The organism is Paenibacillus wynnii (genome assembly GCF_030812855.1).
Classification (GTDB): domain Bacteria; phylum Bacillota; class Bacilli; order Paenibacillales; family Paenibacillaceae; genus Paenibacillus_AQ; species Paenibacillus_AQ wynnii_A.
Genome location: NZ_JAUSTK010000006.1, coordinates 199670 through 222089 on the forward strand (window position 1 = coordinate 199670; position 22420 = coordinate 222089).

At 44.3% G+C, this 22420-nt stretch carries 24 protein-coding genes; 1 reads left to right on the top strand and 23 read right to left on the bottom strand.

Translation table 11 applies throughout. The annotated features are described in order from the left end of the window. Nucleotide 1: 1 nt before the first annotated feature. The 21 genes from flgG to J2T20_RS09005 form a co-directional block, all read right to left on the bottom strand. Nucleotides 2-820, bottom strand: coding sequence for a flagellar basal body rod protein FlgG (gene flgG, locus J2T20_RS08905; protein ID WP_307587557.1), 819 nt, complete (start codon nucleotides 818-820; stop codon nucleotides 2-4). 115 nt (nucleotides 821-935) lie between these two features. Beyond that, a complete protein-coding gene (locus J2T20_RS08910) occupies nucleotides 936-1319 on the bottom strand; it encodes a TIGR02530 family flagellar biosynthesis protein (RefSeq protein WP_307587558.1) in 384 nt (127 codons plus the stop codon). Next, complete coding sequence (gene flgD, locus J2T20_RS08915) at nucleotides 1316-1816, bottom strand: flagellar hook assembly protein FlgD (protein WP_307587560.1); 501 nt, start codon at nucleotides 1814-1816, stop codon at nucleotides 1316-1318. The genes J2T20_RS08910 and flgD overlap by 4 nt, the downstream gene beginning before the upstream one ends. Before the next feature lie 25 nt (nucleotides 1817-1841). Then, nucleotides 1842-3218 carry a flagellar hook-length control protein FliK gene (locus tag J2T20_RS08920; RefSeq protein ID WP_307587562.1) on the bottom strand — a complete coding sequence of 459 codons (1377 nt, stop codon included), beginning with the start codon at nucleotides 3216-3218 and terminating at the stop codon, nucleotides 1842-1844. A gap of 23 nt (nucleotides 3219-3241) precedes the next feature. Next, on the bottom strand, nucleotides 3242-4180 hold the full coding sequence (locus tag J2T20_RS08925) for a MotE family protein (RefSeq protein ID WP_307587564.1): 939 nt from the start codon (nucleotides 4178-4180) through the stop codon (nucleotides 3242-3244). A gap of 18 nt (nucleotides 4181-4198) precedes the next feature. Next, nucleotides 4199-4642: a flagellar export protein FliJ gene (fliJ, locus tag J2T20_RS08930; RefSeq protein ID WP_307587566.1), complete on the bottom strand. Its 444-nt coding sequence runs from the start codon at nucleotides 4640-4642 to the stop codon at nucleotides 4199-4201. A 9-nt stretch (nucleotides 4643-4651) separates the two neighbouring features. Further along, nucleotides 4652-5977, bottom strand: a complete 1326-nt coding sequence (gene fliI, locus J2T20_RS08935) for a flagellar protein export ATPase FliI (RefSeq protein WP_307587568.1) — start codon at nucleotides 5975-5977, stop codon at nucleotides 4652-4654. Continuing rightward, on the bottom strand, nucleotides 5958-6806 hold the full coding sequence (locus J2T20_RS08940) for a FliH/SctL family protein (protein WP_307587570.1): 849 nt from the start codon (nucleotides 6804-6806) through the stop codon (nucleotides 5958-5960). Before J2T20_RS08940 ends, fliI begins: the two co-directional genes overlap by 20 nt. Beyond that, nucleotides 6799-7815, bottom strand: coding sequence for a flagellar motor switch protein FliG (gene fliG / locus J2T20_RS08945; protein WP_307587572.1), 1017 nt, complete (start codon nucleotides 7813-7815; stop codon nucleotides 6799-6801). The genes J2T20_RS08940 and fliG overlap by 8 nt, the downstream gene beginning before the upstream one ends. A 4-nt stretch (nucleotides 7816-7819) precedes the next feature. After that, complete coding sequence (fliF, locus tag J2T20_RS08950; RefSeq protein WP_307587574.1) at nucleotides 7820-9406, bottom strand: flagellar basal-body MS-ring/collar protein FliF; 1587 nt, start codon at nucleotides 9404-9406, stop codon at nucleotides 7820-7822. A gap of 33 nt (nucleotides 9407-9439) precedes the next feature. Continuing rightward, entirely contained in the window at nucleotides 9440-9751 is a 312-nt protein-coding gene (fliE, locus tag J2T20_RS08955) for a flagellar hook-basal body complex protein FliE (protein ID WP_307587576.1), read from the bottom strand. A gap of 27 nt (nucleotides 9752-9778) precedes the next feature. Beyond that, the gene (gene flgC, locus J2T20_RS08960) at nucleotides 9779-10225 is read right to left on the bottom strand and encodes a flagellar basal body rod protein FlgC (RefSeq protein WP_307587578.1); all 447 of its coding nucleotides are present in this window, start codon (nucleotides 10223-10225) and stop codon (nucleotides 9779-9781) included. 6 nt (nucleotides 10226-10231) lie between these two features. After that, nucleotides 10232-10639 (bottom strand): flagellar basal body rod protein FlgB, encoded by a 408-nt coding sequence (gene flgB, locus J2T20_RS08965; protein WP_307587580.1) that lies wholly within the window; start codon nucleotides 10637-10639, stop codon nucleotides 10232-10234. 368 nt (nucleotides 10640-11007) lie between these two features. After that, nucleotides 11008-12411, bottom strand: a complete 1404-nt coding sequence (hslU, locus tag J2T20_RS08970) for an ATP-dependent protease ATPase subunit HslU (protein ID WP_307587582.1) — start codon at nucleotides 12409-12411, stop codon at nucleotides 11008-11010. Nucleotides 12412-12445: 34 nt separating this feature from the next. Further along, nucleotides 12446-12988: an ATP-dependent protease subunit HslV gene (hslV, locus tag J2T20_RS08975; RefSeq protein ID WP_307587583.1), complete on the bottom strand. Its 543-nt coding sequence runs from the start codon at nucleotides 12986-12988 to the stop codon at nucleotides 12446-12448. 15 nt (nucleotides 12989-13003) lie between these two features. Continuing rightward, nucleotides 13004-14362 (bottom strand): FADH(2)-oxidizing methylenetetrahydrofolate--tRNA-(uracil(54)-C(5))-methyltransferase TrmFO, encoded by a 1359-nt coding sequence (gene trmFO, locus J2T20_RS08980; protein ID WP_307587584.1) that lies wholly within the window; start codon nucleotides 14360-14362, stop codon nucleotides 13004-13006. 25 nt (nucleotides 14363-14387) lie between these two features. Further along, the gene (topA, locus tag J2T20_RS08985; protein WP_307587585.1) at nucleotides 14388-16484 is read right to left on the bottom strand and encodes a type I DNA topoisomerase; all 2097 of its coding nucleotides are present in this window, start codon (nucleotides 16482-16484) and stop codon (nucleotides 14388-14390) included. A gap of 37 nt (nucleotides 16485-16521) precedes the next feature. Then, the gene (dprA, locus tag J2T20_RS08990; RefSeq protein WP_307587587.1) at nucleotides 16522-17640 is read right to left on the bottom strand and encodes a DNA-processing protein DprA; all 1119 of its coding nucleotides are present in this window, start codon (nucleotides 17638-17640) and stop codon (nucleotides 16522-16524) included. 253 nt (nucleotides 17641-17893) lie between these two features. Further along, nucleotides 17894-18823, bottom strand: coding sequence for a succinate--CoA ligase subunit alpha (gene sucD, locus J2T20_RS08995; RefSeq protein ID WP_307587588.1), 930 nt, complete (start codon nucleotides 18821-18823; stop codon nucleotides 17894-17896). Between the two features lie 57 nt (nucleotides 18824-18880). Beyond that, entirely contained in the window at nucleotides 18881-20041 is a 1161-nt protein-coding gene (gene sucC / locus J2T20_RS09000) for an ADP-forming succinate--CoA ligase subunit beta (protein ID WP_307587589.1), read from the bottom strand. A 341-nt stretch (nucleotides 20042-20382) separates the two neighbouring features. Then, complete coding sequence (locus J2T20_RS09005) at nucleotides 20383-20850, bottom strand: MarR family winged helix-turn-helix transcriptional regulator (RefSeq protein ID WP_307587590.1); 468 nt, start codon at nucleotides 20848-20850, stop codon at nucleotides 20383-20385. A 145-nt stretch (nucleotides 20851-20995) separates the two neighbouring features. On the opposite strand from J2T20_RS09005, the gene J2T20_RS09010 reads away from it, so the two are divergent. Continuing rightward, complete coding sequence (locus J2T20_RS09010; RefSeq protein ID WP_307587591.1) at nucleotides 20996-21424, top strand: organic hydroperoxide resistance protein; 429 nt, start codon at nucleotides 20996-20998, stop codon at nucleotides 21422-21424. Nucleotides 21425-21516: 92 nt separating this feature from the next. On the opposite strand, the gene J2T20_RS09015 is transcribed toward J2T20_RS09010, so the two are convergent. Both J2T20_RS09015 and J2T20_RS09020 read right to left on the bottom strand, forming a co-directional pair. After that, entirely contained in the window at nucleotides 21517-21639 is a 123-nt protein-coding gene (locus J2T20_RS09015; protein WP_307587592.1) for a cyclic lactone autoinducer peptide, read from the bottom strand. Between the two features lie 6 nt (nucleotides 21640-21645). Beyond that, nucleotides 21646-22161, bottom strand: a complete 516-nt coding sequence (locus J2T20_RS09020) for an accessory gene regulator ArgB-like protein (RefSeq protein WP_307587594.1) — start codon at nucleotides 22159-22161, stop codon at nucleotides 21646-21648. Nucleotides 22162-22420 lie beyond the last annotated feature (259 nt).

The following is a 22420-nucleotide window of genomic DNA, read 5'->3' on the forward strand; positions in this document are numbered from 1 at the left end:
ATTAACGTTTCAGGTTAACAACTTCCTGCAGGACTTCATCAGAAGTAGTGATAATACGGGAGTTCGCTTGAAAACCACGTTGTGCGACAATCATCTCGGTAAATTCATTAGTTAAGTCTACATTGGACATCTCTAGTTGACCGGCAACAATTGCACCTGTTCCTGTTTCGGTATTATTGGCAGTTGTCGGTTCCAATGTACCATCCGCGTTAGCATTCAAAGTCATACGATACAGATTTCCACCAATTTTCTCCAGACCTTGAGGGTTGGAAACTTTACCAACTCCAATCTGAACACCAGGCTGTGTAGTACCGTCACTCATGGTTTGAACAATCGTACCGTCATTGGAGATCGAAAAACCGGTTACGGCTTCATCTAACTGAATAATGCCTCCACCTGAGTCTAATACGTGCAAGCCATCAGAGGTAACTAAGTTGCGGCTCGAATCTACATGAAAATCACCTGCACGGGTAAGAAAAGGCGTTTCTTGTGCATCAGAAAGCTTAACCAAGAAAAAACCGTCTCCATCAAGACGCAGATCCGTTGGGTTATTAGTGGTCATTGCGCTACCTGCCAAGTGTAAAGTATCAACAGAACCAATGCTCACACCCAGACCGATTTGTTTGGCATTTACACCACCTTGAGCACCATCAGTTGGTGCAGTAACTCCGGACACCGTCTGACTCATGATATCTTTAAACATTACACGGCCCGATTTGAAGCCGATTGTATTAACGTTTGCGATATTATTCCCGATAACATCCAATTTAGTTTGAAAACCGCGCATGCCTGAAACTCCTGAGTACATAGATCTTAACATTTAATATCATCTCCCGGATTATATAGTTGTGTCACTTCTTCAATTGTTCCTTGTGAAGTAAGGACCGCGTCAGTCGGTCGGCGGTCGCTCCGGCTTTCCGTTAGGACCAGCCAGTTCATGAAATAATTACTGCACTATCAATTTGAGTAAATACATTATCTTTCATAGAGCTTCCGTCCATTGCAGTAACAACAGTACGGTTGGCCACGCTAACGATTAATGCCATGTCTTTCATCAGAATTAGTGATTCCTTGCTGCCCTTGGCCGCTGCCTTATCAACGGCAGATGATATCTGATCTAATTGACGACTTCCAAGCGTTATTCCTCTTTGTTCTAATCGTTTAGCCGCATGATTGCTGAATTTAAGCATATTACGCTGCAGCACGTTCTCGAACGAAGCCTCCGGTCCTCCTGTGCTCTTGGGAGCTGTGGGACGTTGTAGGGTTGATGGATGGACTGCATTGGGATACATTTGGCCGATCGTCAGCCGTTCACTCATGTCGTCTCCCCGCTCTCCTCGCCGCCTCCTGAATTAGTACCACTAGAGTCAACGTTTACTTCTGGAGCTACAATTTTTACTTCTGTAACATCTGTAAGTGCAATCTTTTTGTCTCCAACCACCGCATAATTAACACCGCTTTTTACGACAATTGAATCTACAATTCCAGATACAGGTAAAAGTGTCGTACTATCTGTCCAAGTAATACTTTTGCCAATCAGATTGGAAGCAGAACCTAGGGACTGATTAAGGGATGTTAGCTGTGTAGAAATATTCATCAGCTGCTCAACAGACGAGAATTGAGCCATCTGTGCAATAAACTCTTTATCTTCCATCGGCTGCATTGGATCCTGATTTTGAAGCTGTGTAATTAGAATTTTAAGGAACTGATCTTTACCCATAACAGAGCTGCCTGTTGCACTTCCAGGGTTTGCGCTATTGCCCGTCGCATAGTTGGGCCAAGTATTAGGGGTGGATATTAAATTTGAAGAAGCCATATTATTCTCCTCTCTGTCTTACTAATTAGGCCTTGGCAGAAAATGATGCGGTTTGATTCGGATCTTCCGATTCGAGTAAATCCTTCCACTCTCCACTTAATTCTGCTGCGGTTACGGCATCTGTCGAAGCATCATTACGATTGTTCGAACGTTTATCGGATTGCCCCCCTGAGCCGGACTGTCGACCTTCCTGCTGCATTTGTGATTGAAGAGGTGTATTATTCTGCGTTACCTCCAACTTCTCAACCTGCAGCCCCTGAGACTGTAACGCTGTTCGTAATTGAACCATCTGCTGCTCCAACAATTCTTTGGCACCGACATGTTCGGTTACAAATTGGGCTATAAGATGACCGTTCTGCATGGTGATTTTGACATCTACTTGTCCAAGGTTTTCAGGGAACAGTGAGATCGTAGCTTCTGCAATTCCACCTTTATTCACAATCTCCAGTTTACTGGTGATCAATCCTGTCATTTCTTTAGCAAATTGATGAACAGGTACCTGAGGTGCCTCCGCCTTCAGCGGTGCAGTCATTCCGTTTCGTATAGACAACTGTCCTGCAGTAACAATCTCATTGCTTTCGGTAGGAACATTGAATTCCGTTGCTACTTCCTCATCAGTTAGTGACTTTTTACCATCTGCAGTTACGATAACCTTAGTCTTAAATACGTCTGAGAGATCCGTATCATTACTTCCTGACTCGGCATTAACGCCTTGAATCGAAGCAACAGGTGTTTCACTCTTTACCAACAGTTGATCTGAAGATTGTTGATTCTGACTCACTGCCATTTTAGCCTTGTCTGTATTCACAGAGGATTGACTCATGATTTCAGTAAAATTATTGAGGACTGTTAACCCTTTGGTTGTTAATTCCTCATTACCACCAGCCGCAGCATCCTTAATAATAGAGACTAATCGGTTAAGATCATCCTGAACAGCAAAGCGAAGGGTCTCGGGATTTTGCGCTAAAGGTGACAATACTGTCGCAGTCTCAGTTTGGTCATCCTGAGGAACATTGTTCGTCAGAAGTGCAGATACTTGCAGAAGCCAGCCTTGCAGTGAAGCCAGTAATGAAGGATCGTTGGCTATTGAATCATCAAGTTTCTCTATATCCTGCGCCAACTCACTAAGCAAATCACCATTTTGAGAAGTAACCTCTTCTTTTGCATCGCCAAAAGGCTGAATTTGTTTCAGCAAACCTTGCAATAAAGCGAGCGGATCCCCACCTGCAGCAACCGGAGCATTATTACTATCCTGAACGCCCGTCATCTTTTGAATAAGTGCTTGTGCAAAAGGCAGCAATGATCCTGTTCCATCTGTACTTGCTACTGTGGTAGACGACCCTGCCGTTGAAGTAGCAGTTGTTCCATTCCCTGCAGAAACCATTTGAAATACTAAGCTCATATTTTTTCACCTCCCTTCAAGTCTTATTTAGCGCCCATTAACCGGTTTACAATAGTAGCTGTTTGTGTACTATCATTTTTGGTCATTTCCCCCAAAATAGAGGATCTGACACTATCACCAACACTGCTCAAAATCGTAACCACTTTATCTGGACTGATTTTGTACATCTCACTCAACAACTTAGCTGCTTCAGCAGCCGGCATTGTTGTAAATGTTTGGTTAAGCTTTTCCTTATCAAGGTTTGTGCTGCTTCCTGATGTGGATGCTGTTGTACCGGACTCTTTCTTCAATCTTGATTGAAGGGCCGCAATCGACAAATCAGTTGAAGTTGTATTTTCCTTTAACTTTACAGACACCTCAGCAGCCGTTTCAGGGGTCATTTTTTCCAGAATAGCAGTTTTACTCGCATTGTTCATGACGCTGAAGATCTGCACCATTTCTTCTGTCGTTAAGTTCTCCATAATCGGCGCAGCTTTGGAAGCCTTCATTCCTGCGTACAGTTTGGCTAAGTCGGTAACCTGCTTTTGGTAGGCGTCCTCTTCGCTAACAGTATCTTCCTTAGTAGCGGCTGCTGACTCCTCAATACCTTTAATCTGTGATTGAAGCGCCTGCACCTGCGTCTCCTGAGCCACTTTTTCCTCAGTAACTTTCTTCAGGGTTTCACTCTGCTCAGCCAGCTTGGCTTTAAGTTCTTTAATTGTTGTTTCTGAGCTGGCGGCCTGTTCCTCAGCCTGCTGCTTCTCATCCAAAGCAGGATCTGTTACAGGATCGGGAACCCACTTTTCTACTATCGGTATTTTGTTCGCAAGGGTTAGCACATTATTGCGGATATCCATATTAAAAAGAGTCAGCAATACTCCCAATAATACAAGTGTAAAAATAATAGGTATCATCAAAAATAGAAACCGCTCAAATTTACCAGCTGATTCTTCATTATCAAGTTCCATTTCATTCTTCGCCACTAGCGGAAACCTCCGGGTTTAGAGGGATTTCATCGCGAACCGGACCGTAGCTATCTCATCCAATTCGTTTTGTTCCCGTAAATTCATGCTGTGCTGAAACAGCACCTGAGCCTTGTCCTTAGCCTTCAGCCACACCTTTTCATCCAATACCTTCGTACTTAGCTGATCTTGCTTATGTTGGACCTCCTGATGTGCATTAAAGATCTCTGAATGCTTGCGGACAATACATTTATCCAGATAGTCCACATAGTCCTGTAATTCGCGAATTTTAATCATAGATGTTTTTTGTTCTACTGAACTTTGCAAAGAACGAATGACTTCACTTCGCTGAACCATCAATTCATTAAGACTTTTTTCCTGGGCTTGCAGTTCCCCAAGCGCGGTTGAAAGTATCCACTCCGCCTGTGTCTTTTCATTGCCCTTCAAATCCACAACTTTTTGAAAAGGATAATGAAATTTCATAATTCAGATTCAGCTCCTTGAGAATTGAGAAATTAAGGAATCTTGAACTTCGGCTAACGTCACTTTTTCATTCACCTTTTGTTTGGTGAAATTCCAAATGCTGTCGATATACTGTATGGACTCGTCAATTTGCGCGTTAGAGCCTCTCTGATAGGCCCCGATATTAATTAAATCTTCCGAATCCTTATAGACCGCCATGAGTCTTTTTACATTCTCTGCAGCATCTATTTGTTCTTCAGTCGCTATATCTTTCATAACCCGACTAATACTGGAAAGCACATCAATTGCAGGAAAGTGACCTTTGTTGGCAATACTTCGGTTTAGAACAATATGACCGTCCAGAATCCCCCGAACGGCATCCGCAATGGGTTCGTTCATATCATCTCCGTCAACCAGAACGGTATAAAAGGCAGTTATTGAACCTAGAGGGCCTGTACCAGCCCTTTCAAGGAGCTTAGGAAGGCTCGCAAACACAGAAGGTGTATACCCTCGCATAGCTGGCGGCTCGCCGACTGCAAGACCCACTTCACGTTGTGCCATCGCGTACCGGGTAACAGAATCCATCATCAGCATGACATTTAGTCCACGATCCCGGAAGTACTCAGCAATCGTTGTGGCGATTAATGCTCCTTTAATTCTTATGAGTGCCGGCTGGTCAGAGGTAGCTACGATTACTACAGAACGCTGTAGACCCTCAGGCCCTAAATCACGTTCTATGAAATCCAAAACTTCCCTGCCCCGCTCACCTATTAATGCAATGACGTTGACATCTGCCGATGTATTTCGGGCGATCATACCCATAAGTGTGCTTTTACCTACACCTGAACCTGCAAATATGCCAACCCGCTGTCCTTTGCCAATAGTCAACAGCCCATCTATTGCTCTAACCCCTATACTAATTGGCTCCTGCACTCTTGGTCGGTTCAATGGATTAGACGGGATGTTGAAGGTGGAGCTATGCGGCATACGAGCCGGAATCAGTGAACCATCTAAAGGTTGTCCCAAACCATCCAATACCTTGCCAAGAAGCTCAGAACCTACTTGCACACTCAACGGCTTGCCAGTTCCCACCACATCACAGCCGGGACCAATAGCTTGCAGTTCACCCAACGGCATCAGAAGTACTTTATTATCCCGAAATCCTACAACTTCAGCCTTAAGTGGTTTAGTCCCTTTTGAGGGATAGATGTAACATACATCGCCTATGCTAGCATCCGGACCTTCGGATTCTACCATGAGACCGATAACCTGAGTGACTTTACCGTTAACTCTGACGGGATCAAAATTAAGCAACTGTTCTTTATAACGCTTACTATCAAGCATTTTCTTCACCATTTTTGCCTTCCTCGGTATCCAGAGCGATTCTTAAAAGCTCTTTCTTGATCTCCGCTAGCTGGGTGTCGATTCGTGCATCAATACTGCCAAATGAAGAACGGATTACACAACCGTGATCCTTAACCGTCGAATCAGGCAAAATTTGCAGTTCAGCCTGTGAATCAATGGCGAGCGATAGCTCTTCCCGGGCTGCGTTTACAAATATGAACTGGGATGGTGATACACAAAGGGATATCAACCCCTGCTCACGTTTGCGCGCTAAATTCTTTTTTATTATATCCATTGTGAACTCGGGCTCTATCGTAAGCTGTTTCTCCACAATTTTTTCGGCAATACCGCAGCTAAGTTCTACCAAAAAGGGTTCAGCTTCCTGAATGATGACGTCTCTTGCCCTGTAAGCATCCGCTAGCACATTCCTAGCTTCTTCCATCATCTCGGCAACTTTCCGCTTCATTTCTTCCTCGGCCTGAGATACACCCTCCTGATAACCTTGCTGATAAGCCTCAGACTTCACTACCTCAATGAGATGTTCATCCTGTTCCCGACGCTGAAGCCACCATTGATCAACTTCCAACCGCGCTGACTCCTTGATGAATTCAGCTTGTTCCGAGGCATTTCTCACTTGCCCCTCAGCAAACTCTTGAGCATCTCGAAGCATCTGCTTGCGGGCAAGTTCAGCTTCCTCCCGTGAAGGGTCATGATAGTGTATCTCCTCAGCAGGTTCTTCTGAACCAAGCTCATGGGAAAGGCCCGCGTGATGCCGGGCTTGTTCCAGTCTTTTCAGAACATCTACAGGGACGTATTGGGAGTGTTTGATCAGCTTAGACAATAATGTCATCTCCTCCACCACGTGCGATGATGATTTCACCGGACTCTTCCAACCTGCGGATAGTTCCTACAATTCGGGTCTGTGCTTCTTCTACATCACGCAACCGAACGGGTCCCATGTACTCCATTTCTTCCCTGAATGTTTCAGCCATACGCTTGGACATATTTCGGAAAATAACATCCCGCACATCTTCGCTTGCGACCTTCAATGCCAGCTGCAAATCCGCATTTTCGATATCTCTGATAATTCTTTGGATCGAACGGTTGTCCACATTGACAATATCCTCGAATACGAACATCCGCTTTTTGATTTCTTCGGCAAGTTCCGGATCCTGTATTTCCAGTGAATCCAGAATTGTACGCTCCGTTCCCCGGTCTACTCCATTCAGAATTTGTACGATAGATTCGATACCGCCAGCATTCGTATAATCCTGTGTAACCGTTGCTGACAGCTTCTGTTCCAGAACGCGCTCAATCTGTGAGATGACCTCCGGAGAAGTGCTGTCCATAATAGCAATCCGTCTCGCCACCTCGGCTTGTTTCTCTTGAGGAAGAGAGGAGAGGATCGCTGCAGCCTGTTCAAACTGGAGATACGAAAGTACCAGTGCGATCGTCTGAACATTCTCGTTCTGAATAAAGTTGAGAATTTGATTCGGATCAGCTTTGCGCGCAAAGTCAAAAGGTCTAACCTGCAAAGTAGCTGTCAGACGATTAATGACTTCCATCGCTTTTGTCTGACCGAGCGCCTTCTCCAGGATTTCTTTGGCGTAGTTAATACCGCCTTGTGATATATATTCCTGGGCAAGACATATCTGGTGAAACTCCGACATAATTGATTCTTTTTCACCACTGTCTACTTTGCGGACATTGGCTATTTCAAGAGTCAGCTGTTCGATTTCTTCATCCCGTAAATGTTTGAATATTTGAGCAGATACTTCAGGTCCTAGTGTGATAAGCAGGATTGCGGCTTTTTGTCGACCGCTTAATCCCTGCTGGCTAGCTTTTGCCATTCCTTCACCTCTGTTCGTCAGCAAGCCATGTACGTAGAAGATTTACGAATTCATCCGGCTTCTTCTTGGCCAGACTTTCCAGCTGTTTACGTACTTGACTTTCGTTCGTTATGCTATCCATATTGATGGATGGAAACTCGGTAGGAACCTGTAACGGTACATCTTCTTCTTCCACTTCCGCTTGCTTTCTGCGACTACGATAGAAGAGATAACCTGCTCCTGCTCCAATAACTAGTGCTCCCGCGCCAATAGCCCAAATCATCCAGTTTGCCAGTTTGCTCGCAGCAGCTGCGGCAGCGTTACTACCAAACTGTTGAGAGTGCACCGAAACTTTTTTACTCAAGTCTGCGTCTGTATAATCAATACCAGAATCAGCCAATGAAGCACGCACTATATTCACTAAAATGTTCTGTATAGCGTCTTTTGTCGTTTGATCCAAAGTTGTTTGACCGGTAGGTGGTTCAACTGCAACATTTATGGTTAAATCTTTAACAGTGTATGGGCTAGCTATAATATCCTTGGTAATATGGTTAACTTCATAGTTCCTGGTCTCTGATGATTCCTCAGAAGAGGATGTACCAGTATCGGTACCCGAAGGATAACCTGCCACATCCTCTGAACCAGTACCCGCTACACCACCACTCGTATTTCCTTGTCCTGAAAATGAATTACTGATAATTTGAGAACTGATTTCTATTCCCTTCATATTTTCAGCATCCACTGGCGATACCAAATCTTCCTTGCGGCTCTCTTTATCAAAGTTCAGCTTAGAAAATACAAGCACGTCCACTTTGTTAGGACCTGTTAGGGTACTAAGAAATTGTTTTACATTCTTTTTGACTTCTTCTTCGAATTTCTTTTGCATGGTGAAGTTCTCTTCAATCTGACTCGACACCCCTGCTTGACCACCCAATGATGTAGGCTTAAGTTCAACTTCATTGTTAGCTATCGTAATATTCTCAATCGGAAGATTCGGTACAGCTGTCTTAACAAGGTTGAAATAGCCGTCAATATTATCTTGACTCGGTCTGAACCCTGGATTGAATGATAGTACTACCGAAGCAGAGGCCTTCTCTTGATCTGCCTGCGAAGCAAATACCGTCTCTTTCGGCAAATTAATTAATACCTTTGCATCTTTAATCCCTTGCATTCTTCTCATTAACTGTTCAACTTCACCGTTAAGAGCATTATTATACTTTACATCAAACTCATTGTCTGTCGTTCCGATCATTGAAGAGTTTTCATCAAATACTTTATACCCGATTGATCCTCCCTGAACTATCCCCTGAGAACCTATGTCTACTTTAATCCGAGCAGCCTCCGTACTAGGTACAGAAATGCTCTTCCCATCCGAGCTTAATTGGTATGAAATACCCGACGTGTCTAAATAAGTCATAACTGCAGCCGAATCCGTACTATCCAAATCCTGAAAGGCTACCTCATACTCGGTTTTTGAAAGCTGCATCGTTATAACAACGATGACGATAATAATGATAAACAGTGTCGAAAAGAATAATATCTTTTGTCTACTGCTGAATCTATTCCAGTACTGAACACCCTTGTCTCTGTACTGGGCAAATCTTTCATTCACAGTGTCACCCCATCCGAAACTAAGCTAGGATATCTATATCTGAGTTCTCATAATTTCCTGATAGGCTTCAATCACTTTGTTCCGGACTTGTGTAGTCAACTGCAAACTTAGCAATGCCTGCTGGGAAGAGATTAGTGCTTCATCTACATTTACTTCACCAAGTACAAATTTATTATTCATAACTTTAGCTTGCTGCTCCTGATTAGCTACCTGGTTCAGAGCATCTTCAAGGTATGAACTAAAGCTTTGTGATGAATCAGTTGGAATGGATGAAGACTGTGCCGTTGGAGTTTTCATAGCAAGCTGCTGAACAGCTTGGGCACCTATTGCTAAATTCTGTATCAATATGTTCCCTCCTTTACGTATCTATGATTACCGTCCAATCTCTAGAGCTTTGCTAACCATGGCTTTACTTGCATTAAGCATCGTAACATTTGCCTCATAGGAACGGGAAGCGGATAGCATATCAACCATTTCTTTCGTTACGTCAACGTTAGGCATATATACATAACCATTCTCATCCGCATCGGGATGACTCGGATTATACACAGGCTTAAGCGGTGATGCATCCTCTGTAATTGCCTGTACCTTAACGCCTTTAGGGCCGCCGTTCATTTTATTGTTTAAAATATCTGAAAACTTATTACTTTCTGCTGCTTCAAGGACAACCAATTTCCGGCGGTAAGGAACCGCTTTCCCATCAACCATCGAGGCCCTTGTCGTCTCAGCGTTAGCGATGTTGGAAGAAATTACGTCCATACGCAACCGCTGTGCAGTTAATGCCGAGGCGCTAATCCCAAAACTGCTACCAAAATTCATACTAGGTTATCTCCCCTCAACAACTGTTCGCATCATTGATATCTGACTATTAATTTGTTGGATATAAGAGTTATACCTAAGCTGATTTTCTGCACTGAGTGCCATCTCCCGATCGATATCAACATTATTATCATTGTTATTCATCGAAGAAACTTCATCGGTAGTGACCACCGAGGCTGGAACAACTAATTGATTTCCGAATGCAAAATGACGCGAATCAGAAACTTTCGCGCTGAGTTGGGGTTTCAGCCCTTTATCTTGCTGCTGCAGAAAGCTCTCGAACGAGACATCAGACCGTTTAAAATTCGGTGTATCCACATTAGCGACATTATTGGAAAGAACACTTTGTCGTTTGTTGGCAGCTTCCATGCCTCCCTGCATTCTTTGAAAACTGACATTATTCAGCAATCCCATTAATATCCCCCTTCCAAAACTACCATATTGAAAAGAATTCCACAACACTACCTGTAATCCTTCTTTTTCGACAAAAAAGGCTACAATTAGTAGCTATCTGCCCAATTTAAGTCGAATACTGTCGTAGATCGGGAAACAGTCATATTTACATACCTTAATTTTCGTGGAAAATATATATTATTACAATAAGAAATAAGCCCTATCTTTTCAAGAAAGAGAGGGCTTATTTCTTATTTTTTCTATATACTAGCATTTAACTGGAAGATACATGCTCAGTTATGAAAATCTTGGATTTAAATTCCAATATCTTGACATGAATTTTATAGCTTTTTGGCGAATTGAGGAAATAGCCATTCGAAATTTGTAAATTAAAGAATATATTGACTTAAATCTCGATCAAGAGCAATACTTGCCAATTTATCACGCACGTATTCGGGGGTTATAACCATTGTGTCAAGAGTCAACTCAGGAGCTTCGAATGAAAGATCCTCAAGCAACTTCTCCAAAATGGTGTGAAGTCGACGTGCACCAATGTTCTCCATGTTCTGATTAACAGTAGCAGCTATCTTGGCAATTTCGTATATGGCCTCTTTTTGAAATTGGATCTCAATATTCTCTGTAGCCAATAAGTTTACATACTGCTTCGTAAGTGCATTCTCCGGCTCAGTTAAAATCGAAACGAAATCCTCCAGCGTAAGACTACTCAGTTCTACACGGATCGGAAAGCGCCCCTGGAGCTCCGGTATGAGGTCGGAGGGTTTAGCAATATGAAAGGCACCGGCAGCCATGAAAAGCACATAATCCGTCTTTACAGGGCCATATTTCGTCATTACTGTCGACCCTTCGACAATCGGTAGAATATCGCGCTGCACACCCTCCCGGGATACATCGGGACCCGCTCCTTTACCTTGGCTTGCAACCTTGTCAATCTCATCAATAAAGATAATCCCCGTTTGCTCCGCCCGGGTAACTGATTCCTGAATAACATCGTCCATATCAATGAGCTTAGAAGCCTCATCCTGAGTCAGTACTTTGCGAGCTTCCCGTATTGGGAGCTTACGCTTCTTAGTCCGTTTTGGGAGGAGGCTTCCGAACATCTCCTGCATGTTCATACCCATCTGGTCATTTCCTTGACCCGCAAACATGTCCAGCATTGACGGTGCAGTATCCTCAACATCCACCTCAATGATGTCATCTTCCAGTTGGCCGGCCAGCAGCTTGAAGCGAACTCCACGACGGCGTTCACTTAGGCTTCCGTCCTGTTCCACTTCTTCTTTGGAATCGTCCTGTCCACCACTATTACCACCGAATATCATTTCAAAAGGATTCCGTTGCCCTTTATTCTTGGAAGTGGAAGGGACTAGGATGTTCACAATTCTTTCGTTAGCTAATTCCTCGGCACGATCCTTAACCTTTTCTGTGCGTTCGAACTTCACCATACGAATTGAAGTTTCTACCAGATCACGAACCATTGATTCTACATCGCGTCCAACATAGCCCACTTCAGTAAATTTGGTTGCTTCCACTTTAATGAATGGAGCATTGACCAGCTTTGCAAGTCTTCTGGCGATCTCTGTTTTCCCGACACCTGTAGGACCAATCATTAGAATGTTCTTCGGTACAACCTCATCACGCAACTCCTCAGCTAGAAGACTACGGCGGTAACGATTGCGAAGTGCAACCGCCACGGATTTCTTAGCTTGCTTCTGACCCACTATATACTTATCCAGCTCAGCTACGATTTGGCGGGGTGTAAGCGATTGATTTATCATCTATACTTCCTCCATCTCTCTATGGCACTGAGGCCTACAATTGTTCCACAATAATATTGGAATTGGTGTATACGCATATTTCAGAAGCTATTTGAAGAGCCTCTCTGGCAATTTCAGCCGCACTGAGAGTTGGAGCATGGCGCTTGAGGGCACGTCCGGAAGCCAATGCAAAATTACCTCCAGAGCCAATAGCTAAAACATCATCGTCAGGTTCAATAATTTCACCATTACCGGATATAAGGAGCATCCCTTCTTTATCCATAACGATCATCAGTGCTTCCAGCTTACGAAGTATGCGATCCTGCCGCCAATCCTTGGCAAGTTCTACTGCCGCACGCTGCAGATTTCCATGATGCTCCTCCAGCTTACCTTCAAACTTCTCAAACAATGTGATTGCATCAGCGACCGATCCCGCAAATCCTGCGATCACTTGTCCTCGGTATAATCTCCGCACTTTTTTGGCAGTCGTCTTCATAATGACACTTTCTCCGAAGGTTACCTGACCATCACCGGCGATAGCAGCCTGGCCGCCATGCCGTACTGCGCATATTGTCGTTGCATGAAAACTGGGAACCATATCTCTAGAACCTCCTTAAGATAGACCTTGCTCCTCGGTTACAGGCTCAGTATACGGGAGACCCGTCTGAGAAGCAAAAGCTGATAATGCTTCCAATGCGCGGTGAGCAAGAAGCTCATTTTTTTCTTTTTTACTACGTATTTTCTTCTCAGGTTTCGGTAATAATCCAAAATTCGCATTCATGGGTTGGAAATGCTCCGGATCAGCGGTGGTGATATAGGCCGGCATGCTTCCCAATACACATTCCGATGGAAATACAAGACCCTCTTGACCCAGTGCTGCCCGTGCTGCATTGATTCCGGCAATTAATCCTGAAGCGGCAGATTCTACATATCCCTCCACCCCAGTCATTTGTCCGGCAAAGAACAGTCGTTCCTTACCTTTCATTTGATAGGTTGGATGAAGCAGCTTCGGAGAATTGATAAAGGTATTGCGATGCATAACGCCATAACGGACATATTCCGCATTCTCAAGCCCAGGGATAAGAGAGAACACTCGCTTTTGCTCTCCCCACTTCAGGTGAGTCTGGAAGCCAACAAGATTATAAAGCGTTCCTGCGGCATTATCCTGACGTAACTGAACCACTGCATACGGTAGTTTCCCTGTATTCGGATTTAACAATCCAACCGGCTTCATCGGCCCGAACAGGGCGGTTTGCTTGCCACGCTTCATCATAATTTCAATGGGCATACAGCCCTCAAAGTATATTTCCTTCTCAAAATCTTTAAGTGCAGCTACCTCTGCCGTAATGAGTGCATCATAGAAAACATCGAATTCCTCTTCCGTCATCGGACAGTTTAGGTATGCCGCCTCACCTTTATCGTAGCGGGAGGCCAGATATACCTTGCTCATATCAATGGAATCCTTCTCAACAATAGGAGCTGCTGCATCGTAGAAGTAAAAATACTCTTCCCCAAACAAACCCTTAATTTCAGCAGACAATGCCGGAGAAGTCAGCGGGCCAGTTGCAATAACAACAATCCCTTCCTCCGGTATATGCGTAAGTTCTTCATTTATAACCTCTACCAAAGGATGGTTATGCAAGGTTGCTGTGATTTCACCGGAAAACCCATCCCGGTCAACGGCAAGTGCACCACCGGCAGGTACTGCATGACGGTCAGCAGCACCAAGCACCAGAGAATCCAAACGGCGCATTTCTTCCTTCAGAACACCCACTGCATTCCCTAATCCGTTGGCGCGCAGTGAATTGCTGCATACGAGCTCTGCAAATTGATCTGTATGATGCGCCGGTGTCTTAACGACAGGCCGCATTTCGTAAAGTCTTACCGGTACCCCGCGCGAGGCAATCTGCCAAGCAGCTTCACTACCGGCCAGACCCGCACCTATTACTGTTACCTTTGCTGTTTCCGTCAACTTCCCTTACCTCCTGTAAAGACTCTTATTCTGCTAATTCTTCGTTGTCTTCCACTGCCTCAGTATGGTCACATGACGTACATTGCAGCTTAGTTCCCTGCTTATTGCGTTTCTCTATCATCCATGATCCACATTCCGGACAAGGCTTAAGGGACGGTCTATCCCATGACACGAAATCACAGCCGGGATATTGATCGCAGCCATAGAATACTCGCCCTTTTTTACTCCGCCGTTCAACAACCTTACCTTCATTACATTTTGGACAGGTTACTCCAATATCTTTCACGATAGGCTTCGTATTACGGCAATCCGGAAAGCCCGAGCAAGCCAAAAATTTACCAAAGCGGCCCAGCTTATAAACCATCGATTTTCCGCATTTCTCACAAAACTCATCAGAAACTTCATCTTCAATCTCAATTTCTTTCATTTCTTCTTCTGCAAACACAAGGCGTTTTTCAAAAGACTCGTAGAATTCGGCCAACACTTTGACCCAATCCTCTGCGCCTTCACCCACATGGTCAAGATCATCTTCCATATTAGCCGTAAACTCAACGTTTAGAATCTCCGGGAAGAATTGCTCCATTTGCTCAATTACAAGTTCCCCGAGTTCGGTAGGCATGAACTTCTTCTCTTCAATAGCAACGTAACCGCGTTTTTGGATCGTTTCAAGTGTTGGTGCATACGTACTCGGACGGCCAATACCCAGCTCTTCCAACGTTTTTACCAATCTTGCTTCCGTATATCGCGGAGGCGGCTGGGTAAAATGCTGCTTCGGCTCGATGTTCTGCTTGACCAGATCGTCCCCGGCTGCCAAAGGAGGCAGGTACTTTTCTTCATCCGTAGTGCCATCATCATTACCTTCAACGTAAATCTTCATGAAGCCTGCAAATGAAACCTTGGAACCCACGGCCCGGAAAATAGCAGTACCTGCTGTAATATCTACAGAAAGTGTATCTAGAACTGCTGAAGCCATCTGGCTCGATACAAAACGTTCCCATACCAGCTTATACAAGCGGAACTGATCCCGGCTCATAAATTCTTTCACCAGCTCAGGCTCACGAAGTACTGAGGTTGGTCGGATGGCTTCATGGGCATCTTGAGCATTTGCGGCTTTTTTAGAATATTGTCGTGGCGTTTCCGGCAAAAACTTTTCACCGTATTTTCCAGTAATCAGCTCTTTAGCCTCATCTTGTGCAGTGGTGGATACCCGAGTCGAGTCAGTACGCATATAGGTGATTAAACCCACGGTACCCTCTTTCCCTAACTCAACACCTTCATATAATTGTTGGGCAACTGACATTGTCTTGGCTGCGCGGAAGCCAAGCTTTCTTGCTGCCTCTTGCTGAAGGGAACTTGTTGTAAACGGTGCTGAAGGATGGCGTTGTCTTTCTTTTTCCTTGACTTCTTTTACTGTAAAAGCAGAATCCTTAATAGCTTCCAGAACTTCTAGAACATCACTTTCTTGATGAAGCTCTTTTTTCTCACCTTTAAATTTGTGGAATTTAGCCTCAAAGACAGAATCCCTTATACCGAGTTTGGCTGTAATACTCCAATATTCAGTAGGCTCGAAATCAGATATTTCATTCTCACGGTCCATAATAATTTTAACAGCAACTGATTGCACTCGCCCAGCCGACAGTCCCTTTTTGACTTTCTTCCATAATAGTGGACTAATCTTATATCCAACCAGCCGATCTAGAATCCGCCGCGCCTGCTGAGCATTAACCAGATCCATATTAATTTTACGCGGTGTCTTGAATGCATCTTTCACAGCTTGCTTCGTTATTTCGTTAAAAACAACTCTGCACTCCTCAGTTTGATCCAAATCCAGCGCATGCGCCAAGTGCCAAGCAATCGCTTCTCCCTCACGATCCGGGTCAGCTGCGAGATACACTTTTTTTACTTTCTTCCTGGCGTCTTTTAACTCTTTCAGAATGGAACCTTTTCCGCGTATAGTTATATATTTTGGATTGAAATCATTCTCAACTTCTACACCGATCTGGCTTTTAGGTAGATCCCTAATATGACCCATGGATGCCTTTACGATATATTTACTGCCCAAATATTTGCCGATTGTTTTCGCCTTAGCTGGCGATTCGACAATGACTAATACATCAGCCACAAATTCGTCCTCCTCGTGTACTACGTAAGCTTCTATATTAAATTACCTTATAAATAGCGCCTGGTAATTGTGATACCGCTTTTTTTATGATTAAAGATAACAGAACTGAATGCAAATGTCCAAAATCCCACCGACTCCGTGCAAGCAGCTCATCAAGGGTAAATGGGCCCTGATGCAGTATATGGTATAGTTGGAACTCCTCTCTTGTCAATTTTTTTTCAATTATCGAGTCTTTTGAATCAGACACTATGGAGGCGTTTTCTTTCTGGGAGGGGTCTGGCTTCGACAAATAATGAGTATATTCCTCAAGGATATCCGCCGTACTGGTTACTAGTTTCGCCCCTTGTTTAATGAGTTCAAGTGCTCCCCTGCTTTTGGGAGAGGTGATAGGTCCGGGTACAGCAAATACATCCCTTCCAGCCTCTAAAGCTGCGTCCGATGTAATTAACGATCCGCTGCGGGTGTCTGCTTCAACCACCACAGTACCAAGGCTAATACCCGCTATAATGCGATTACGTTGTGGGAACAAACCCGGGTGACTTTTGGTTCCAATAGGGTATTCGGATAAAACCAGACCATCCTGCGCAATTTGCCGCAGCAAGTCTCGATTTTCCGGAGGATACACCTTATCCATTCCTGTAGCAATTACAGCAATGGTTCCTCCCCGTTTCAGTAGCGATGCTTCATGACATACGCTGTCGATGCCTCGGGCAAGTCCACTCACAACGGTTAACCCGGCTTCACTAAGTTCTTCTGCCAAAAACGAACCAACCTTACGGCCATATGACGTAGGGATGCGGGTTCCAACCATGGCGACCGAAGGACGGGATATTAACTCAAGTCTCCCCCGGTAATAGATGACCCAAGGGGGCTGAGCCGTTTCCTTAAGAAGTTCAGGATACTCCTCATCCAAAATCGTAAGCAGCCCCACACCACTTTCTTTCATTAAAGAGTAACGTGTAGAAATCCATGCTTCGGTAAAGCTCGCGGCGAGTTTTATCGACATATTCTCTTTTAATCCGAAATTCTCCCATTCTTCACTGGAAGCTTTGAAGAGCTTGTTAGACAAGTTACCTGCTTTACTAATTTTATAAATGGTTTTCCAGCCGATACCTTCCACTTCATTTAATCCGAATAACAAATCACGATCGAGCATCCGCAATCTCTCCCTGTCATGGAAGGAGTTCCCTTCCTTATTGTGTATAACTGAAGACCTATAAACCCCTATGAACCACGATAACCCTTAATTCAGATTGCCATTTGTGCGTAAAAACGCAAAAAAAGCAACCTTTCATTCCCTTGTGGGAACAAAAGGTTGCTTACCTTTGATATGATTATAACTGAATCGCAAGATATTGTGGAGATTTTATCCAAAAGATATTAAAGAAGGCGGCTAACACTCATTATCCTTAGTGGGTTGTACAAGCATCCAAAATACCGCGTTCTTCAAGCACACTTACCAGCGTGGAGCCCATTTCCGCAGGTGTTGGTGCTACTTTGATTCCACAGGATTCCAAGACAGCGATCTTTTCACTCGCTGTTCCTTTACCGCCGGATATAATAGCTCCTGCATGACCCATCCGTTTGCCTGGAGGTGCGGTTGCGCCACCTATGAAGCCAACAACGGGTTTCACCATGTTATCACGTATCCAAACCGCAGCTTCCTCTTCGGCAGTTCCGCCAATTTCGCCGATCATGATAACTGCTTTGGTACCCGGATCTTCATTAAACATCTTCAGTATGTCTATAAACTCCGAGCCCTTAACAGGGTCGCCACCGATACCCACAGCAGAAGATTGCCCGATTCCACGAGTAGTTAACTGGTGAACAGCTTCGTAAGTCAGTGTACCGCTGCGTGAAATGACTCCAACATAACCCGGCATATGAATATAACCTGGCATAATACCAATCTTACACTCCCCTGGAGTTATAACCCCTGGACAGTTCGGGCCAATCAGTACTGTTGATTTTCCTTCCATATAACGGGAAACTTTGACCATATCCAACACAGGAATGCCCTCTGTAATACAAATGACCAGGTCTAGCTCAGCATCGACCGCTTCCATAATAGAATCGGCTGCAAATGCTGGAGGTACATAGATTACACTGGCAGTCGCTCCTGTTGCCGCTTTGGCTGCAACTACGGTGTCAAAGACCGGAAGGCTTACCTCTCCACCCTTTTCCAATTGGATGTTAACAAAGGTTCCGCCTTTACCCGGTGTAACTCCGCCGACCATTTGTGTGCCGTAATCCAATGCTCCCTTTGTGTGGAATAACCCGGTTGAACCCGTTATGCCTTGCGTGATAACTTTCGTATTTTTATCTACAAGAATGCTCATGCGTGTCACATCCCTACTTTAATGGTCAATACGATCAACGAGATTAAACTTCCTTTATCACTGTACAAGAGCAACGATCTTACGGGCTCCATCTGCCATTGAATCTGCAGGTACGATATTCAGCCCCGATCCAGCCAGAATCTGCTTGCCAAGTTCTACATTTGTTCCTTCGAGACGCACAACAAGCGGTTTCGTTAAGCCAAGTTGGCCGGCAGCTTCCACTACACCATTAGCAATGACGTCACAACGCATAATACCGCCAAATATATTAACAAAAATTCCGTTAACCTTCGAATCCGACAAAATGATCTTGAAAGCCTCTGTAACCTTTTCTGTAGTGGCTCCGCCCCCTACATCCAGGAAGTTAGCAGGTTCTCCGCCGTAATATTTAATAATATCCATTGTAGCCATCGCCAGACCTGCCCCATTCACCATACAGCCGATATTGCCGTCTAGCGCTATGTAGCTTAAATCATATTTCGAAGCTTCAATTTCCTTCTCGTCCTCTTCATCGAAATCGCGAAGCTCCAAGATGTCCTTATGACGGAACAATGCATTCGAGTCAAAATTAAGCTTGGCATCCAAGGCAATAATCTCTCCATCAGCCGTAACAACCAGTGGATTGATCTCCGCGATTGAGCAATCTTTATCCACGAAAGCTGAATATAACGCTTGCATAAACTTGACCGTTTTACCGACAAGCTCATTGGGAATAGCAATACTGTAGGCGAGCTTACGAGCCTGGAATGTCTGCAGACCCACAGCCGGATCAATAATTTCCTTGAAAATCTTCTCCGGATGCGTTTCCGCAACTTCCTCAATTTCTGTTCCGCCTTCTTCGGAAGCCATCATAACGACCCGGCCGGAACCGCGGTCTACAACCAATCCGATGTAATACTCCTTAACGATTTGACAGCCTTCCTCAATAAGCAGCCGCTTGACTACTTTTCCTTCTGGTCCTGTCTGGTGGGTAACCAATGTTTTGCCTAGGATTTCAGTTGCATAACTCCGTACCTCGTCGATACTTTTGGCTACTTTTACCCCACCAGCTTTACCGCGTCCACCGGCATGGATCTGGGCTTTTACCACAACTACCGGACTTTTCAGGGATTCAGCTGCTTGAACTGCTTCCTCCACTGTATAAGCCACTTTTCCATTAGGCACTGTGACTCCGTACTTCTTCAACACTTCTTTTCCCTGATACTCGTGGATATTCATTCCGGAAGCCTCCTAAAGTGTTGCGGTGTCCTGCAGGCTGCCTGCAGCTCCGCTTTCCGTTTTGATTGCCGCGGGGTATGGTCCAGGCCGGTACAATATACACTTCCCGGAACTAGTAGAAACGGTTGACCGTCCCTTCAGGGACGGCTTTGTTTCTCCGAGCGACATATGAAGCAAAGTATGAATTCCAACTATACTTTCTTATATGTCTAATAATGAAACCCAGAATAGTGTAACATGTTTTTAAAACGCTTTCCTTAAAAATAATCATCATATATACACATATTTTCGCTCGGTTTCATGCCGTAACGAGATCAATCACCTTGACAAATCACTTTGGGCTATCTCCGAGGTGTGCTTACATTCACTTCATGGACCCGACTGAGCAAGCTTTTGAACTGTCCCAGCAGATCTTCGAACTCCTTGCCGGACATAATTGTTCCCTCCATCATCTTGCTAGGAATACATGCTGCTTCCGCCTGTAAAGCCCAGCCTTGTTCAGTCAAAGAGATGAGTACCTTACGCTCATCCTGTAGGGAACGCTCACGTATAATTAGACCGGCAGCCTGCAACCGCTTGAGCAACGGAGTTAAAGTTCCTGAATCCAGGAAAAGCGCCTCTCCAATTTCCTTCACAGTGCATTGCTGTTTCTCCCATAAGACGAGCATTACAAGATACTGCGAATAGGTCACACCGATCTTGTCCAAATAAGGCTGATACAGTTTAGTAATCTCGCGTGAACAGGCATATATCGTAAAACAAAGTTGATTTTCAAGCAGCAGTTCAGGAGTTGTTGTCTTTTTTTCCATGTCTTATTCACCTGCCTTCTTGCCCTCATTTTATCATAAAACGATATTAACTTCATGTTAATAGCAAAAAATAAATTGACTATTATTAATTTTGTGTTAAATTATATTGTGTACAATACATTAGATGGAACGGGAGAGATTACTAATGATGGTAATACAACAAAAAATGTACGAAACTACGGTTAAAGCAATTGGAGGACGAAACGGTTTTATCGAATCAGACAGCCCTCAACTGCGTTTAGATATCAGTACCCCCCGCGAAATGGGCGGTGCTGGCGGAGAAGGTACGAATCCTGAGCAATTGTTCGCAGCCGGTTACTCCGCTTGTTTCGATAGTGCGCTGAATATGGTTGCCCGTATGGGTAAAGTGAAAATAGAGGGTAGTGAAGTGACTGCTACGGTAAGCTTTGGCAAAGTGGAGGATGGTGGCTTCGGGATTGCAGTTAAGCTTGATGTACTTGTAAAAGGAGTAGATCACGCAACAGCCGTTTCCCTCGCTGAAGCCGCTCATGGAGCATGCCCATACTCCCGCGCTACACGCGGTAATATCGTTGTAGTTATTAATGTACTGTAAAATAGTATATCCAGACAGCTAAAAAAGGAGCCGAAAGGCTCCTTTTTCAATTCGCAGTAGCTGTGGTATCCTGAACTCCCTGTCGGAAGGAATTATTTAAGCAGCTCCCGCGGGGTTTCACCTTGATAAACAAACAGAAAGCTGGGTGTAGAGACGATGATAACCGCAAGCAATGAAAGACCACTAGCCAATGCATATATACTTTTTTTGAACATGAAATCTCACCTCCTTAACTTAATCAGCGTTGCACTTTGGAAGAAGAAAGATAGAGCCAACATCGGTGATTGAATTAGCAGGTTAGAGGCTACAATTAAAGCGGCTGCGATTTTCAAATAAGGATAATATTTCGAAGGTATGCGGGATTGTTTTTGGATTCCTGAAGGTGCATAGAATAGTACTAACAAAATTCCTGTGATATTCAGGATTTGGATCCAAAGGGCACTGGTTTGCAGCAAGGACATGACTGATATTATGGATGTAGTCCCTACTACACACCAAAAACCCGACTTTAAGTGAAACCCGCCTGTAAGTTGTCTCAAAATGGCGAAAGCAATCAGAACGGTTACTGTCTCTTGAGTCTTCGCAGTTAACAAAGATATGACCAAACTAAAAAATATAATGGAGATTGCATTTATTAGCAGACTTAATGCGAATTTCAGTACTGATTCCGAGGCAGGATGTTCAGGAACAATAAGCTTGATCCTTACCGCCAATTTTGTAGCCATAATCTCAATCATCGTTTTTTTCCTCTCGAATCAAATAGTACAAAAGATGTTGTTAGATGAATCCGTTAACAATATGTTGAAATATTTCTGAATTGCTATGTATAATAAAGGCTCAACACTAATATCAGTTCTTGACAGGTGACCAGAAAGACAGAAATCCATTCCGCCCAATAGAGGCGTTTTCTCCCTCTATTTCTGCACCCGCTACCCCGTTTGGGCAATTAGAGGGAATTTCACCCGCTAATTTTGAGGATATACCTCTTTGGGACGG

Bases quoted from the DNA above. Each gene is read 5' to 3' on its own strand.
- fliG (WP_307587572.1), bottom strand. From the start codon at position 7,815: ATGGCAAAAGCTAGCCAGCAGGGATTAAGCGGTCGACAAAAAGCCGCA.
- hslV (WP_307587583.1), bottom strand. From the start codon at position 12,988: ATGGTTCCCAGTTTTCATGCAACGACAATATGCGCAGTACGGCATGGC.
- J2T20_RS08920 (WP_307587562.1), bottom strand. From the start codon at position 3,218: ATGAGCTTAGTATTTCAAATGGTTTCTGCAGGGAATGGAACAACTGCT.
- sucD (WP_307587588.1), bottom strand. From the start codon at position 18,823: ATGAGCATTCTTGTAGATAAAAATACGAAAGTTATCACGCAAGGCATA.
- fliJ (WP_307587566.1), bottom strand. From the start codon at position 4,642: ATGAAATTTCATTATCCTTTTCAAAAAGTTGTGGATTTGAAGGGCAAT.
- hslU (WP_307587582.1), bottom strand. From the start codon at position 12,411: ATGATAAATCAATCGCTTACACCCCGCCAAATCGTAGCTGAGCTGGAT.
- flgC (WP_307587578.1), bottom strand. From the start codon at position 10,225: ATGAATTTTGGTAGCAGTTTTGGGATTAGCGCCTCGGCATTAACTGCA.
- J2T20_RS09020 (WP_307587594.1), bottom strand. From the start codon at position 22,161: ATGATTGAGATTATGGCTACAAAATTGGCGGTAAGGATCAAGCTTATT.
- flgB (WP_307587580.1), bottom strand. From the start codon at position 10,639: ATGGGATTGCTGAATAATGTCAGTTTTCAAAGAATGCAGGGAGGCATG.
- J2T20_RS09005 (WP_307587590.1), bottom strand. From the start codon at position 20,850: ATGGAAAAAAAGACAACAACTCCTGAACTGCTGCTTGAAAATCAACTT.
- J2T20_RS09015 (WP_307587592.1), bottom strand. From the start codon at position 21,639: ATGTTCAAAAAAAGTATATATGCATTGGCTAGTGGTCTTTCATTGCTT.
- sucC (WP_307587589.1), bottom strand. From the start codon at position 20,041: ATGAATATCCACGAGTATCAGGGAAAAGAAGTGTTGAAGAAGTACGGA.
- fliI (WP_307587568.1), bottom strand. From the start codon at position 5,977: ATGGTGAAGAAAATGCTTGATAGTAAGCGTTATAAAGAACAGTTGCTT.
- J2T20_RS09010 (WP_307587591.1), top strand. From the start codon at position 20,996: ATGATGGTAATACAACAAAAAATGTACGAAACTACGGTTAAAGCAATT.
- flgD (WP_307587560.1), bottom strand. From the start codon at position 1,816: ATGGCTTCTTCAAATTTAATATCCACCCCTAATACTTGGCCCAACTAT.
- flgG (WP_307587557.1), bottom strand. From the start codon at position 820: ATGTTAAGATCTATGTACTCAGGAGTTTCAGGCATGCGCGGTTTTCAA.
- J2T20_RS08910 (WP_307587558.1), bottom strand. From the start codon at position 1,319: ATGAGTGAACGGCTGACGATCGGCCAAATGTATCCCAATGCAGTCCAT.
- dprA (WP_307587587.1), bottom strand. From the start codon at position 17,640: ATGCTCGATCGTGATTTGTTATTCGGATTAAATGAAGTGGAAGGTATC.